Annotated in this window: 15 protein-coding genes; 9 read left to right on the top strand and 6 right to left on the bottom strand. The window is 72.6% G+C overall.

What is annotated here, in order from left to right; genetic code table 11:
* Positions 1 to 143: 143 nt before the first annotated feature.
* The 5 genes from hisC to CRP52_RS15070 all read left to right on the top strand — a co-directional run bounded on the left by hisC (position 144) and on the right by CRP52_RS15070 (position 5,667).
* Complete coding sequence (gene hisC, locus CRP52_RS15090; protein ID WP_097236876.1) at positions 144 to 1,223, top strand: histidinol-phosphate transaminase; 1,080 nt, start codon at positions 144 to 146, stop codon at positions 1,221 to 1,223.
* A 303-nt stretch (positions 1,224 to 1,526) separates the two neighbouring features.
* Entirely contained in the window at positions 1,527 to 2,990 is a 1,464-nt protein-coding gene (locus CRP52_RS15085; protein ID WP_179852801.1) for an efflux RND transporter periplasmic adaptor subunit, read from the top strand.
* A 2-nt stretch (positions 2,991 to 2,992) separates the two neighbouring features.
* Positions 2,993 to 3,796 carry an ABC transporter ATP-binding protein gene (locus CRP52_RS15080; RefSeq protein ID WP_097236874.1) on the top strand — a complete coding sequence of 268 codons (804 nt, stop codon included), beginning with the start codon at positions 2,993 to 2,995 and terminating at the stop codon, positions 3,794 to 3,796.
* Positions 3,793 to 5,007, top strand: a complete 1,215-nt coding sequence (locus CRP52_RS15075) for an ABC transporter permease (RefSeq protein WP_097236873.1) — start codon at positions 3,793 to 3,795, stop codon at positions 5,005 to 5,007. Before CRP52_RS15080 ends, CRP52_RS15075 begins: the two co-directional genes overlap by 4 nt.
* A gap of 15 nt (positions 5,008 to 5,022) precedes the next feature.
* Complete coding sequence (locus CRP52_RS15070) at positions 5,023 to 5,667, top strand: DUF5666 domain-containing protein (RefSeq protein ID WP_097236872.1); 645 nt, start codon at positions 5,023 to 5,025, stop codon at positions 5,665 to 5,667.
* Between the two features lie 57 nt (positions 5,668 to 5,724).
* On the opposite strand, the gene CRP52_RS15065 is transcribed toward CRP52_RS15070, so the two are convergent.
* The 4 genes from CRP52_RS15065 to CRP52_RS15050 all read right to left on the bottom strand — a co-directional run bounded on the left by CRP52_RS15065 (position 5,725) and on the right by CRP52_RS15050 (position 8,386).
* The gene (locus tag CRP52_RS15065; protein WP_097236871.1) at positions 5,725 to 6,729 is read right to left on the bottom strand and encodes an NADPH:quinone oxidoreductase family protein; all 1,005 of its coding nucleotides are present in this window, start codon (positions 6,727 to 6,729) and stop codon (positions 5,725 to 5,727) included.
* A gap of 29 nt (positions 6,730 to 6,758) precedes the next feature.
* Positions 6,759 to 7,118 (bottom strand): MerR family transcriptional regulator, encoded by a 360-nt coding sequence (locus CRP52_RS15060; RefSeq protein ID WP_097236870.1) that lies wholly within the window; start codon positions 7,116 to 7,118, stop codon positions 6,759 to 6,761.
* Positions 7,119 to 7,212: 94 nt separating this feature from the next.
* Entirely contained in the window at positions 7,213 to 7,782 is a 570-nt protein-coding gene (locus CRP52_RS15055) for a DUF6529 family protein (protein ID WP_097236869.1), read from the bottom strand.
* 4 nt (positions 7,783 to 7,786) lie between these two features.
* On the bottom strand, positions 7,787 to 8,386 hold the full coding sequence (locus CRP52_RS15050; protein ID WP_097236868.1) for a COG4315 family predicted lipoprotein: 600 nt from the start codon (positions 8,384 to 8,386) through the stop codon (positions 7,787 to 7,789).
* A 139-nt stretch (positions 8,387 to 8,525) separates the two neighbouring features.
* On the opposite strand from CRP52_RS15050, the gene CRP52_RS15045 reads away from it, so the two are divergent.
* Both CRP52_RS15045 and CRP52_RS15040 read left to right on the top strand, forming a co-directional pair.
* Positions 8,526 to 9,059, top strand: a complete 534-nt coding sequence (locus tag CRP52_RS15045) for a hypothetical protein (protein ID WP_257032499.1) — start codon at positions 8,526 to 8,528, stop codon at positions 9,057 to 9,059.
* 102 nt (positions 9,060 to 9,161) lie between these two features.
* Positions 9,162 to 9,554, top strand: coding sequence for a hypothetical protein (locus CRP52_RS15040; RefSeq protein ID WP_097236867.1), 393 nt, complete (start codon positions 9,162 to 9,164; stop codon positions 9,552 to 9,554).
* Positions 9,555 to 9,644: 90 nt separating this feature from the next.
* Here the strand turns inward: CRP52_RS15040 and dmpI are convergent, their stop codons facing one another.
* Positions 9,645 to 9,827 (bottom strand): 4-oxalocrotonate tautomerase DmpI, encoded by a 183-nt coding sequence (gene dmpI / locus CRP52_RS15035; protein ID WP_097236866.1) that lies wholly within the window; start codon positions 9,825 to 9,827, stop codon positions 9,645 to 9,647.
* Positions 9,828 to 9,935: 108 nt separating this feature from the next.
* Positions 9,936 to 10,835 (bottom strand): LysR substrate-binding domain-containing protein, encoded by a 900-nt coding sequence (locus CRP52_RS15030; RefSeq protein ID WP_097236865.1) that lies wholly within the window; start codon positions 10,833 to 10,835, stop codon positions 9,936 to 9,938.
* 231 nt (positions 10,836 to 11,066) lie between these two features.
* Here CRP52_RS15030 and CRP52_RS15025 point away from each other — a divergent pair, with 231 nt between their 5' ends.
* Entirely contained in the window at positions 11,067 to 11,885 is an 819-nt protein-coding gene (locus CRP52_RS15025; protein ID WP_179852800.1) for a hypothetical protein, read from the top strand.
* Between the two features lie 163 nt (positions 11,886 to 12,048).
* Positions 12,049 to 13,356: an aspartate--tRNA(Asn) ligase gene (aspS, locus tag CRP52_RS15020; RefSeq protein ID WP_097236863.1), complete on the top strand. Its 1,308-nt coding sequence runs from the start codon at positions 12,049 to 12,051 to the stop codon at positions 13,354 to 13,356.
* Positions 13,357 to 13,360: the final 4 nt, after the last annotated feature.

Below are 13,360 nucleotides of genomic sequence, written 5' to 3'. Positions count from 1 at the left end.
GGTGAGGGCGGTCGGTATCGTGCAAGGCACCCGACCGGGGTGGTCCGGGGCGAGTCAGGAGGTCCCGGACACGGAGGGCGAACCCGTCCGTGGCGGGCGAGCGCTCCGGACAGCAGTGCAACTTCTGGAAACGGAGTACGACCGTGAGCAGTGGTACGTCAGCGCAGGGACCGCGGCTGCGGCCGACCCTGGACGGCATCCCCACCTACAAGCCCGGCAAGCCGGCCGGCGCCGACGCCTACAAGCTGTCCTCGAACGAGAACCCGAACGACCCGCTGCCCGGCGTGCTGGAGGCGGCGGTCGCGGCGGCCGGCTCGTTCAACCGCTACCCCGACATGGGCGTCAGCGAGCTGACCGAGGTGCTGGCCGAGCGCTTCGGCGTGCCCGTCGAGCACATCGCCACCGGCACCGGCTCGGTCGGCGTCGCCCAGTCGCTGATCCTCGCCACGGCCGGCCCGGGCGACGAGGTGATCTTCGCCTGGCGCTCCTTCGAGGCGTACCCGATCATCACCCAGATCGCCGGCGCCACGCCCGTCCCGGTCCCGCTCACCCCGGCCGGCGACCACGACCTGGACGCGATGCTCGCCGCGATCACCCCGAACACCCGGCTGATCTTCGTCTGCAACCCCAACAACCCCACCGGCAACGTGATCCACCGCGCCGAGCTGGAGCGCTTCCTGGCGGCCGTCCCCGGCGACATCCTGGTGGTCGTCGACGAGGCCTACATCGAGTTCATCCGCGACCCCGAGGTCCCCAACGGCATCGACCTCTACCGCGACCGCCCGAACGTCTGCGTGCTGCGCACCTTCTCCAAGGCGTACGGCCTGGCGGGCCTGCGGGTCGGCTTCGCGATCGCGCACGAGCCGGTCGCGTCCGCGCTGCGCAAGACCGCCGTCCCGTTCGGCGTCAACCAGCTCGCCCAGAACGCCGCCGTCGCCTCGCTGCGCGCCGAGGAGGCGCTGCTGGAGCGGGTGGACGCGCTGGTCGAGGAGCGCAACCGGGTCGTCGCCGGGCTGCGCGCCCAGGGCTGGGAAATCCCGGACTCGCAGGCCAACTTCGTCTGGCTGGGGCTCGGCGAGCGTTCGGCGGAGTTCGCGGCGGCCTGCGCCGAGGCGGGCGTGATCGTCCGGCCGTTCCCGGAGGGCGTGCGGGTGTCGATCGGGGAGGCCGAGGGCAACTCGATCTTCCTGTCGGTGGCGGAGGCGTTCCGCAAGGCGCTCTGAGGTTCATCGCGCAGTCGGTTGCAGGGGCGTGCCGTCGGACGGTGCGCCCCTGTGGCGTTCGTCGGGAAGGCGCGGGCGCTCCCCGGGCCCCGGGCGCTCCCGGGCCTGGGCGCTCCCCGGGAGCTCCCGGATGGCTGTGGATCGCTGGGAGTGCGCTGGGAGTTCGGCCAACGGCCGGCCACGGAGCGGCCAAGCAGGCCGCGCAGGGCGGCTGTTCTGCCCGGAATGCCCGGATCCGGCCGTCCAGTCTCCTCCCAGCCCGCGCCCAGGACTCCGCAAGAGCTCCCCGCGAAGCTGTCCGCCATGAAGGTGCTCCCACGGCGGCGCGGTGCCGTCCTCGTCAACTCCGCGCTCGGTGTGGCCCTGCTGGGCGGCGTGGCCCTGGTGTACACCACGGTCAGCGGAAGCTCCGGTCCGGCGTCGGCCAAGCCCACGACCCGTACCGCGACGGTCGCCAAGGGCACTGTCCTGGCCACCGTGTCCGGGACGGGCACCCTGGTGTCGCCCACCGACGCGGCCCAGGACTTCGCGACGGGTGGCAGGCTCACCGCGGTCAAGGTCGCGGTCGGGGACGCCGTCAAGAAGGGCCAGGTGCTCGCCACCGTCGACACCACGGCGGCCCAGCAGCAGGTGGACGCGGCCCAGGCGGCCCTCACCACGGCCAACGCCAACCTCGCCAAGGCGCAGGCCGGAGTCACCACCACGACCACCGAGCTGCTGCCCGTCCCGGCCTCCGGCGGGACCGGCAGCAGCGGCGCGGCCGGCAGCGGCTCCGGAAGCGGCTCCGGAAGCAGCGCGGCCGGCAGCGGTGGGTCCGCCGGCGGTGGCGGACGCGGGGCGGGTGGGAGCAGTACGCCCGCCCCGCAGACCACCACCATCACCACCACCAAGGTCGACGACGCGGCCGTGGCCCAGGCCCAGCAGCAGGTCGCCACCGCGCAGACCAACCTCTCCAACGCCCAGGCGGCGCTGGCCGGGACCACCCTGACCGCCTCGGTGGACGGCACGGTCGCCTCCGTCTCCGGCAAGGTCGGCGACACCGTCGGGGCGGGCGCCTCGGGCTCCTCCTCGTCCTCCTCGTCCTCCGCGGGCAAGTCGAGCGGCACGAGCGCGGGTTCGGGCGCCCCCAGCGGCTTCATCGTGCTGACCAACCCGACCGGGATGCAGGTCACCGCGAACTTCTCCGAGCTCGACTCGCTCAAGCTGAAGAAGGGCGAGGCGGCCACCGTCACCCTGAACGCGCAGTCCGACACCAAGCTCAACGCCACCGTCCTGTCGGTCAGTTCGCTGCCCAGCAGCAGCGGCTCCGGTGGCGCGGCCGGCTCCTCCGCCGTCCAGTACGCGGCCGTGCTGCAGCTGAGCGGCGACACCAGCACCCTGCGCACCGGCCTCAGTGCCACCGTCCAGGTGATCACCGGCGAGGCCGACAACGCGCTCTCGCTGCCCACCGCCGCCCTGTCCGGCACCGGCACCTCCCGCACCGCGACCGTGGTGCACGAGGACGGCAGCTCCGAGCGGATCACCGTCGGCGTCGGCGTCGAGGGCGACAGCACGGTGCAGGTGGTCTCCGGGCTGAAGGAGGGCGACAAGGTCGAACTCCCCACCACCAGTGGCACCAACGGCTTCCCGAACGGCTCCTTCCCGGGCGCGGGCGGCAACCGCGGCGGCGCGGGCGGCGGTGCGGGCGGCGGGGTCTTCCCGGGCGGCACCGGTGGCGGCGGTGGCGGTGCGGGTGGCGCCGGCGGCGGCCGGGGCGGTCGGGGCTGAGCATGCGTCACGTCATCGACAAGCGCGTCCCCGCGACGCCCGTGCCGGTGATCCGGATCCGCCGGCTCACCAAGTCGTACGGGCACGGCGACGCCACCGTGCACGCGCTGCGCGGCCCGGACGACCCGGAGACCGGCGAACCGCAGGGCGTCAGCCTGGACATCGAACAGGGCGACTACGTCGCCGTGATGGGCAGTTCGGGCTCCGGCAAGTCCACCCTGATGAACATCCTCGGCTGCCTGGACGTCCCGACCTCCGGCCGCTACCTGCTGGACGGCGTCGACGTCGGCCACCTGGACGAGCAGCAGCTCTCCCTGGTCCGCAACCGCAAGATCGGCTTCGTCTTCCAGTCCTTCAACCTGATCCCGCGCACCACCGCCCTCGCCCAGGTCGAGCTGCCGCTCGCCTACGCGGGCGTGCGGGCCGCCGAGCGGCGGCGCCGGGCGCTGGCCGCGCTCTCGCTGGTCGGGCTCGGCGAGCGCTCCGGCCACAAGCCCAACCAGCTCTCCGGCGGCCAGCAGCAGCGCGTCGCGGTGGCGCGGGCCCTGGTCACCGCCCCCGCGATGCTGCTCGCCGACGAGCCGACCGGCAACCTCGACAGCCGCTCCACGGAGGAAGTGCTGGCCCTGATCGACGGGCTCAACACCACCGGTCGCACCGTCGTGCTGATCACCCACGAGGACGAGGTCGCCCGGCACGCCAAGCGGGTGCTGCGCCTGGTCGACGGGCAGATCGTGAGCGACGTCCGGCAGGCCCCGGTGGAGGGGCCGCCCCCCGCCCTTCGTGACCTGGGAGTGTCCGCGTGATCCTCTGGCAGACACTCCGCTTCGCGGTCGGCGGCCTGGCCGCCAACAAGGTGCGCTCCGCGCTCACCATGCTCGGCGTGCTGATCGGCGTCGCCTCGGTGATCCTGCTGCTGGCCGTCGGCAACGGCTCGTCCGTCGCGGTCAAGGACTCGATCACCTCGCTCGGAACCAACTCGCTGACCGTCAGCGCCGGTTCGGCGGCCGGCGGTTCCCGGGCGGCCTCCTCGGTGAAGAAGCTCACGGTGGCGGACGCCAAGGCGCTGGCGAACGACGCCGAGGCCGCCTCCGCGATCAAGTCGGTGGCGCCGGTCGTCACCACCAGCGGCACGGCGCTGTACGGGAACATCTCGTACAGTCCCGGCTCGATCGTCGGCACCTACCCGGCGTACTTCGAGACCGCCAACCAGAAGGTCGCCCACGGCGAGTACTTCACCAACGACGACGTGCTCGGCTCGCGCAAGGTCGCGGTGCTCGGCGCCACCACGGCCAAGCAGCTCTTCGACACCGCGGACCCGGTCGGCAGGACCGTCGTGCTCGGCGGCACGCCGTTCACCGTGGTCGGCGTGCTGCAGGCCAAGGGCGGCAGCGGTTTCACCGACCCGGACGACGTGGTGATCGCCCCGCTGCCGACGGTGCAGAACGCCTTCACCGGCTTCGGCCCGGTCAACCAGATCCTGGTGCAGGCGGCCTCCGCCGACACCACCACGGCCGCCCAGGCGGAGATCACCCGGGTGCTGCTCGGCACCCACGCGATCGCCGACCCGAGCAAGGCCGATTTCCGGATCACCAACCAGGCCTCCCTGCTCACGGCGCGGGAGAGCACCACCAAGACCTTCACCGTGCTGCTCGGCGCAGTAGCCGCGATCTCGCTGCTGGTCGGCGGGATCGGGATCACCAACATCATGCTGGTGACGGTCACCGAGCGGACCCGCGAGATCGGCATCCGCAAGGCGCTCGGCGCGCCGCGCGCGGTGATCCTCGGGCAGTTCCTCACCGAGTCGACGCTGCTGTCGGTGATCGGCGCGGGGCTGGGAGTCGCGGCCGGGATGATCGGCTCGCACTTCAGCATCGTCGGCATCAAGCCGGTGGTGATCCCCGAGTCGGTGCTCGGCGCGTTCGGCATCGCCGTCGCCATCGGGCTCTTCTTCGGCAGCTACCCCGCCAACCGGGCCGCCTCGCTGCGGCCGATCGACGCCCTCCGGCACGAGTAGGACACACACCACGCCATGAGCAGCAACGAGATCGCCACGGTCAGCAGCACTCACGCCGAGCAGGTCGCCCTGCTCGCCACCCCGCCGGACGCCCGCGACGTCAGCGCCGAACTGGCCGCGCCGCCCCGGCGCAAGCTCCCCTGGATCAGCCTGGTGCTGGCGGGCGGGGTGATCGCCACGGGGGCGTTCGCGGGCGGGGTCTGGTACGAGCAGAACAACGGGTCGGGCGGGAAGTCCTCCCGGCCGGCGGCTGCTGCGGCCGGTGGCCAGCGGCAGGGTGCGGGCGGCGGCGGGTACGGGCAGGGCGCGGGTGCTCAGGGCGGGCAGGGCGGCCGCCGTGGGGGCCAGGGTGCCGGGCAGGGCGGCCAGGGCTCGGGTCAGGGCGGGCAGCCCGGGTTCGCCCGGGGGACGGTCAAGGCCGTCGACGGGAACACCGTCTACCTGACCGACGCCAACGGCAACACCGTCAAGGTCACCACCGGCGACGCGACGAAGGTCCAGCTCAACAAGGAGGGCAAGGTCGCCGACCTGCAGCCCGGCCAGAGCGTGACCGTCGTCGGCACCCCCGACGCCAACGGTGGCTACACCGCGAGCCAGTTGGTCGAAGGCAACGCGGCCGGCGGCTTCGGCGGCGGCAACCGGAACCCGAACGGCGGCTGACGGACGAACCGCGAGGGCGGCCCCTTGTTCTTTCGCAAGGGGGCCGCCCTCGTGTGCTCAACGCCAGGGGTCGAGGGCGAGCTTGCCCTGGGTCCGGCCGGCTTCCAGTTGTTCCAGCACCTTCGCTCCCTCGGCCAGTGCGTGCACCCGGGGCGTTCCGGGTGGGTACACGCCGTGGGCGATGAGGGCTTCGATCTCTCCGATCAGCGACCGGTACACGGCCGGGGCTGCGACCGCCAGTGCTCCGATGTGCAGGCCCTTGACCTGGACCGGGTGGGTGAAGACCAGGTCGTGCGTGGTCAGGGTGGCATCGCCGGACGCGGCACCGAACACGACGATGCGGCCGATGATCGGCTTGGTGACCGACAGGCTCGTCGTGAACGTGGCCCGCCCCACCGACTCCAGGACGAGGTCCACGCCCCCGGTCAGGCGGGTGATCTCCGCTGCCAGATCGGGTCGCCGGCTGTCCAGGACCTCGTCGGCGCCGAGCGCCCTGATGGTGTCGTGCTTCGCCGGCGAGGCCGTGGCGATCACGCGGGCACCGTAGTGGCGGGCGAGGCGGACGGCGGCCTGCCCGACACCTCCGGCCGACGCATGCACCAGGACGGTCTCACCGGCCTTGATCTCGCCCAGCGGCTTCAATGCCGCCAACGCGGTGGCCCAGTTGAGCACCAGACCGAGGGCTTCGGCGTCGCTCCAGCCGGACGGCACGGGCAGCACGCCTGCCGCCGGCATCGTCATGTACTGCGCGAAGGCCCCCGGGCCGGCTCCGACCACACGGGTGCCGAGCGGCAGCGGAACCTCCACCCCGGCGCCGACCCCCACGATCTCGCCGGCCGCCTCGAAGCCCGCCACGTAGGGCGCCTGCGGGCCGCCACCGTACGTGCCACGGGTCTGCATGACGTCCGCGAAGTTGACCCCGGCGGCGCCCACCCGGATCAGGTACTCGCCGGGCCCCGGAGCGGGGCGGGGGCGATCGGTGGAGAGGGCCAGGTCCTGCGGTCCCCCGTGCGATCGCTGGACCAGTGCTCGTACGGTCTGCTGCTGCTCGTCGGTCTCCATGGACCGAACGTACGAACCTGACACTTGCGTCAAGGGCAAGCGGCCGCTCGCAAGTAGGCGTCGAGGGCCGCCTGCTGGTCGCTGAGGACGGCGATGCGGGCGGCGAGCCGATCGCGGAAGCTCTCCACCTCGTGCAGGAACTCCGTGCACACCGCATCGCTGCCGGTCTCGGACCCGTCGGTGAGGCTGGGCAGGATCTCCCTGATCAACCGCACGGGCAGTCCGGACTCCAGCAGCGAGCGGATGACGAGCACCCGGTCGATCGTGGACCGGCAGTAGTCGCGGAACCCGTTGTCGAAACGGCCGGGGACGATCAGGCCCTCGTCCTCGTAGTGCCGTAACGACCTCGCGCTCACGCCGCTGACTCTGGAGGCTTCACTGATCTTCACGCCAGGAGGCAACGCCCGCGCAGACGCCGATCTTCCGGCGCGGAAAGGCCCCCTTGCGAGGAGCAAGGGGGCCTTTTCCCGGCATCGGGGCCGCTCAAAGACCGGGCACGGCATAGCCGTTGAGGCGCCAGAGGGCGGCGCTGTACCAGAGCAGGGCGATCAGCACGATGAGCGCTCCGCCCGCCGTGGGCAGGGCCCAGCCGGGGAGCCTGCGGTGGCGGACCACGATGACCTTGGTGATGAACGCGCCGTAGAGGAAACATCCGGCGAACGAGTGCAGGGCGATCCGGCTGTCCGTCACCTGCACGCCGTAGGCGTTGATGCAGTGGTAGGCGATCGGGAGGGAGAGCAGGAACGCCACCACCCCGACCACCCGGTGCCCGGTCCGGACCGGCCGGCGTGCGGCGCGCACGCCGGGCAGCCGGCCGTACATCCAGAGCCCCAGCAGGAGTTGGACCAGGGCCAGGCCCAGCAGGGCGGTGCCGAGCTGGGCCTTGAGCAGGTTGGCGTCGTCGAAGCGGCGGCCGAAGAGGCTGCTCGTGTAGTCGGGGGTGTGCGCCCGGCCGTACCAGAAGAGACCGGCCGTCACCGCCACCGGCAGGAGCATCCACAGGACGCCGCGGGCCCGTCGCCGGGAACGGAGCGGCCGTTCGACACCGTGCATCGGGTCAGTCGCCCTCGACCTTGTCGCCCGCGACGTTGACCACGTACCACTTGGCACCGAAGGCGCTGGACTCCTCGCCGTTGGTGTCGCCCTTCGCGGTGTCGCCCTCGAAGTAGTAGAGCGGGTGGCCGTTGTAGACGACCTGGGACTTGCCGTCCTTGCGGGCCGTGGTGGAGAGCTTGGTCTGGTCGGCGCCGTTGGCGGCGGTGGGGGTGCCGTTGGTCAGCAGCGGCGGCCAGGCGGTGGCGCAGGCGTCGTAGCAGGTGGAGGTGGGCGAGGTGTCGGCCTCGAACAGGTAGAGCGTCTTGCCCTGGGAGTCGACCAGGATGTTCTGGAACTTGCCGGCGGTTGCCGCCCCGATGGTGGCCCCTCCGCCGGGAGCCCCTGCGGTCGGGCTCGGGCTGGTGCTCTCGGTCGGGCTCGCGCTTTCCGTCGGGCTCGCGCTTTCCGTCGGGCTCGCCGCGGCGGACGGGCTGGCGGAGGTGGCCGCGGGGGACGGGCTCGTCGTGGCCGTCGTCTTCTTGCTGCTGGAGCAGCCACCGCAGGCCGTGGCGATCAGGGCGACGGCGGCGACCGCGGTGGTCAGCGTGCGGGCAGTTCTCATGGCTTCTCTCCAGCGGGGGTGGGGATGGTGTGCCACCACTTCAGCCTGTACGGGCTCGGCCGCTTCACGAGGCACGCCAGTCGGGTGGCCAAGTACACCCGTTTTGCTGGGTGATCGTCATGCTGTAGATCTGACGATCATGACAAAAGATCAGGTCAGTAGGCTCATCGGCGGCGGCTTCGGCCTCGCCTTCATCCAGATGAACGCAGCGACCTTGCCGACGGCCGTCGCCGTTCCGCTGCGCATGCTCGCCATCCTGGCGTTCCTCCGGATCGTGTTCGCCGGCCGGCGGGCCGCCGTACCCGCGGCCGATGCCGACAGACCGCCGAGCGGCACGGGCTTCGGGCGCGGCTACTGGTACGTGGTGGCGGTCGAAGCGCTCGCGCTCGGGGCCGGCCTGTTCGTGATCAGCAAGGTGCTGCACACCCCGTCCGCGAGCGTGGCCTGGATCGCCCTCGTGGTCGGCGTGCACTTCTTCGGCCTCGCTGCGGTCTGGAAGCGGCCGGCGCTGCACGTCCTCGGCGCGTCGATGGCGGTCTGCGGCGTGGCCGGCCTGGTGCTGGCCGCCTGCGGCGTCGCCGCGCCCGTCATCGCGGTGGCCTCCGGGATCGTTCCCGGGGTGCTGCTGCTCGGCTCGGTCCTGTGGTCCGGCCGCCCGGCAGCTGCTCGCTAGCCGAGTGTGCCTGGACCCACCCCCGCGTACGGCTGGACCCGTACCGGGCGCGCCGTGCGCTCCGTAACGTCGTAGCCACAACGACACGGAGGGAAGCGAACCATGGCTACCACGACGACCACCCGGGACGGCTTCACCACGGTGAAGAAGTGCATCCTGCTCTTCGGCGCCGCCGGCGCCGTCGTCCTCGGCACGGTCGCCGTGATGGCGGCCACCGGGCACGAGGCGAGCTCGTTCATGTGGTTCCGCGGGGCGATCCTGCTCGCGCTGACTCCGCTGCTCCACCGGATGGCCGGCCGCGCTGCCGGGGGCTCCTACCGGGACTTCGACCGGCTGCGGACCGTCTCCACGATCATGCCGATCGCCCTCATCGGGGTCGATCTGATCCCCGGCCTCTGCCCGCCCTGGTACGCGGTCCTGCAGGGTCTCTCCGCCCTGGCCCTCGTCGCGGTCGCGGTCCTCACCCGGACGTCGGCCTTCCCCCGGCAGCCCTGAGGAGAGCCCCCGGCCCGCGCGGGAAGTCGGACCGACCGACTTCCCGCGCTGCGGCGGTGCGGTACTGCGCTACTGCGGTACTGCGGGCGGTCAGCGGTCGGCGGTGAGCTTGCCGGCCGCGCCCCAGCTCTCCGGCTGGTACTCCTGGATCCACACGAACACGCTCTCGGCGGGGACCTCCAGGGCCTCCACGAAGGCGTCGGTGACCTTCTTGACCAGCTCGCGCTTCTGCTCGACGTTGCGCGGGCCCTGCTGGATGGTGACGATCGGCATCTTCGGCTCCTCGACTCGGTTCCTCTGGTCGTTCCGCCGGTTTTCCGGCTGGGACCAGTCCACTCGATCGGGGCCCTCCGACCCAGACCCGATTCGCTCTCACAGCGATCACGAATCCTGATCGTCGCAGGTCAGGTGGGATGTTTGGCGGCAGGCCTCGACCAGCAGCCGGGGGAGCGGGGCGGAGCGCCGGACGGCGAGCGAGGTCGGCAGGGCCAGCGGGGTGCGGCAGGGGCGGAAGGCGACCCGGCGGGCGTTGATCATGCGGGCGTTCGCGGCGTACACCACCGTCCACATCGGGGTTCCGGTGCCGATCGCGGCCAGGGTGTCCTGCAGGGTGCTGTGCGCCGGGCCGAGGACCGGCCGGAAGCCGGCCTGCCGGCAGGCGTCCGTGACCAGGTCCACCAGGGCGGGGTGGTTGCGGCGCTCGGTCAAGCGCAGCGGGAGGTCCGCGAGCTCCGCGAGATCGACCTCCGGCCGCTCGGCGAGCGGGTGCCGGGCGGGCAGGGCGAGCAACAACTCGTCCTGCCAGATGGGCAGGAAGCGCAGCTCCGGGCTGCTCTCGGCGATGGCGCCGCGGACGAAGGCGGCGTCGAGACGGCCGTCCGCGAGCCGGGCCAGCCGCTCCCGCACCGGGGCGGCGTGCAGTTCGACGTGCACGCCGGGGGCCCGGCGCTGGTAGGTGTCGAGGATCAGGTCGAGCCGTTCCCCGAGCCCGGTGATGGTGCCGAGCCGGAGCACGGCGGGGGCGGCCAGATCGGCGGCCAGGGCGCGGGCGGCGTCCTCGGCGGTGAGGACGTTCCTGGCGGCGGGCAGGAAGCGCTCCCCGGCCGGGGTCAGCCGGACGTACCGCGGCGACCGGTCGAACAGCTCGACCTTCAACTCCCGTTCCAGGGACTTGACCTGCTGACTGACGGCGGGCTGGCCGAGCAGCAGCCGCTCGGCCGCCCGGCCGAAGTGCAACTCCTCGGCGACGGCGACGAAGCAGCGCAACTGCCGTAGCTCCATGCGGTCCCCCTGCTCCTGTGCCGATGCCCCATGGTCTCGCAGGCCCGGGGGCCCGTCGTCCCAGGGGCCGCTTCCCTTCCGCCCCCCTCCGGCCTCCCTCCCGCCTCCCGATTTTCCTCTCGATTCACAAGCCTTGTCCCTCCCTTCCCGTCTTGGCGACGATCGGCTCGCCGGCAGCCGACCGCTGCGCACCTCGACGTGCTGCGACCACTCAGGAAGGACCGACCGGGCATGGTGACCGTTCTCCACAGTGACGACCAACTCCTGCGTGCCGAAGTCGACTTGGCCACGACCGTCGAACGGTCGCCCGCGGCCCCGCTGCCGGGCCTGCCGACCGACCTGCCGTCCGACCTGGTCGACGCGCTCGACGTCCGGCCCGGCGACCGGGTGTTGGAGATCGGCCCCGGCGACCTCACCGCCCTGCTCCGCGACGCCGCCGACCGCGAACCGACCGTCGTCGGGGCCGCCGCGGCCGAAGGTCACACGGCCGGAGCGCCGTACGACCGGATCATCGCCACCTGCGCCGTCCCCCGCCTCCCCCTGGCCTGGCTCGACCAGTGCGCCCCCGGCGGCCTCATCGTCGCCCCGGTCGGCGGCGCCGTCGCCCGGCTGACCAAGCGCCACGACGGCCGGGCCGCCGGCCGCTTCCTCCACCACCAGGCCGCCTTCCCGCCCCTGCACCGGGACCCGGCCCCCGCGCCCGCCGCCCCCGATCCGCAGGCCCGCCGCCGCACCACGGAACTCGACGCCCGCGCCCTGGACCACCCCGGCTTCGCCTTCTGGGCCGGCCTGCGCCTCGCCCCCACGATCACCCGCAGCGGTCACACCCTCCACGACCCCACGAGCGGCTCCACCGCCCGCCCCGACGGCCCCGCCGCCGTCGCCCTCAGCGGCCCGCGCGACGTCTGGTGTCTCGTCGAGGCCGCCCACCGCAACTGGCTCGCCCACAACCGCCCCCGCCCCGAGTGGTTCGCCGTCGAAGCCGGCCCCGAAGCCCAGTACGCCGCCTACACCGCCCCCAACGGCACCACCACCCGCTGGGTCCTCTGAAGACCCGTATGCGCAGGAAGTCGGGCCGGCCGACTTCCTGCGCGGGGAAAACCGGACGACCGGGTGGAGCTTGATCGCCTAGGGTGGGCGCTGTCCCCCGGGCGGCCGTTTACCGCTCGTCGTCGGCGCGACCAACGCGCCCGCAACCCAGGGAGTTGCCGCCATGACGCGCACCCTTGTCGCAGACCTCCACGCACGCGTCGGCGAGACGGTCACCGTCTACGGCTGGGTGGACACGCTCCGGCGGCAGCGTCGCCTCCAGTTCGTGCTGGTCCGGGACCACACCGGGATCGTGCAGGTCACCCACGTGCGCGGTGGAGAGCAGGACCCCATCGAGGCGGCGTTCGAGCGGGTGACGGTCGAGTCGGCCGTGAAGATCACCGGTGAGGTGGTCGCCAGCCCGCAGGTGAAGCTCGGCGGCCTGGAGATCGTCCCGTCCCGGGTCGAGATCGTCTCGCTCGCCGAGCCGAAGCTGCCGATCGACGAGAAGACCGGCATCGACCAGCGCCTGGACTGGCGGTTCCTCGACATCCGGCGCCCCTCCCAGCACCTGGTCTTCGACGTCCAGACGACCGTCGAGCGGGCGATGCGGGAGCTCGCCGCCGAGGAGCGGTTCACCGAGCTGCACACGCCCAAGCTGATGGGCACCGCCTCCGAGTCCGGGGCGGAGGTGTTCGAGGTCGGGTACTTCGGGCGCACCGCCTACCTCGCCCAGTCGCCGCAGTTCTACAAGCAGATGGCCATCGCGGGCGGCATCGACCGGGTCTTCGAGATCGGGCCGGTGTTCCGGGCCGAGCCGTCGTTCACCTCCCGGCACGCCACCGAGTTCACCGGCGTCGACGTCGAGATCGCCTGGATCGACGGCGTCGAGGACGTGATGGCCTTCGAGGAGCGGATGCTGCACCGCGTCCTCACCGCGGTCGCTGAGCAGCACGGGGAGGCGATCGCCGAGCACTTCGGCACCCGGGTCGTGGTCCCGGAACTGCCGTTCCCGCGGATCACCATGGCCGACGCGCTGGCCCGGCTCCGTGCCACCGGCTGGGACCGGGAGGGCGTCAAGGACGACCTGGACCCGGAGGGCGAGCGGACGCTGTGCGCGCTGATCGCCGCGGAGACCGGGCACGAGTTCGTGTTCGTCACCCGTTTCCCGGCCGCCGTGCGGCCGTTCTACCACCTGCGGCCGGAGGACGACCCGACCGTCACCGAGTCCTTCGACCTGCTGTGGAAGGGCGTGGAGATCACCACCGGCGCCCAGCGCGAGCACCGCCACGACCGGCTGGTCGCCCAGGCCCGGGAGAAGGGCATGGACACCGGGCCGCTCTCCGGCTACCTGGACTGCTTCCGCTACGGAACCCCGCCGCACGGCGGCCTCGGGCTCGGGCTCGGCCGGCTGCTGATGCTGGCGCTCGGCCTGCCGTCGATCCGGGAGGCGACGTTCCTGTTCCGGGGGCCGCACCGGCTGGAGCCGTAGGGTC

The organism is Streptomyces sp. 1331.2, assembly GCF_900199205.1.
Lineage (GTDB): Bacteria > Actinomycetota > Actinomycetes > Streptomycetales > Streptomycetaceae > Kitasatospora.
This window is presented reverse-complemented; position numbering and strand designations above follow the sequence as displayed.

Coding starts and splice junctions, on each gene's coding strand:
- CRP52_RS15085 (WP_179852801.1), top strand. CDS start 1,527: ATGAAGGTGCTCCCACGGCGGCGCGGTGCCGTCCTCGTCAACTCCGCG.
- CRP52_RS15080 (WP_097236874.1), top strand. CDS start 2,993: ATGCGTCACGTCATCGACAAGCGCGTCCCCGCGACGCCCGTGCCGGTG.
- CRP52_RS15070 (WP_097236872.1), top strand. CDS start 5,023: ATGAGCAGCAACGAGATCGCCACGGTCAGCAGCACTCACGCCGAGCAG.
- CRP52_RS15065 (WP_097236871.1), bottom strand. CDS start 6,729: ATGGAGACCGACGAGCAGCAGCAGACCGTACGAGCACTGGTCCAGCGA.
- CRP52_RS15055 (WP_097236869.1), bottom strand. CDS start 7,782: ATGCACGGTGTCGAACGGCCGCTCCGTTCCCGGCGACGGGCCCGCGGC.
- CRP52_RS15050 (WP_097236868.1), bottom strand. CDS start 8,386: ATGAGAACTGCCCGCACGCTGACCACCGCGGTCGCCGCCGTCGCCCTG.
- CRP52_RS15045 (WP_257032499.1), top strand. CDS start 8,526: ATGACAAAAGATCAGGTCAGTAGGCTCATCGGCGGCGGCTTCGGCCTC.
- CRP52_RS15040 (WP_097236867.1), top strand. CDS start 9,162: ATGGCTACCACGACGACCACCCGGGACGGCTTCACCACGGTGAAGAAG.
- dmpI (WP_097236866.1), bottom strand. CDS start 9,827: ATGCCGATCGTCACCATCCAGCAGGGCCCGCGCAACGTCGAGCAGAAG.
- CRP52_RS15030 (WP_097236865.1), bottom strand. CDS start 10,835: ATGGAGCTACGGCAGTTGCGCTGCTTCGTCGCCGTCGCCGAGGAGTTG.
- CRP52_RS15025 (WP_179852800.1), top strand. CDS start 11,067: ATGGTGACCGTTCTCCACAGTGACGACCAACTCCTGCGTGCCGAAGTC.
- aspS (WP_097236863.1), top strand. CDS start 12,049: ATGACGCGCACCCTTGTCGCAGACCTCCACGCACGCGTCGGCGAGACG.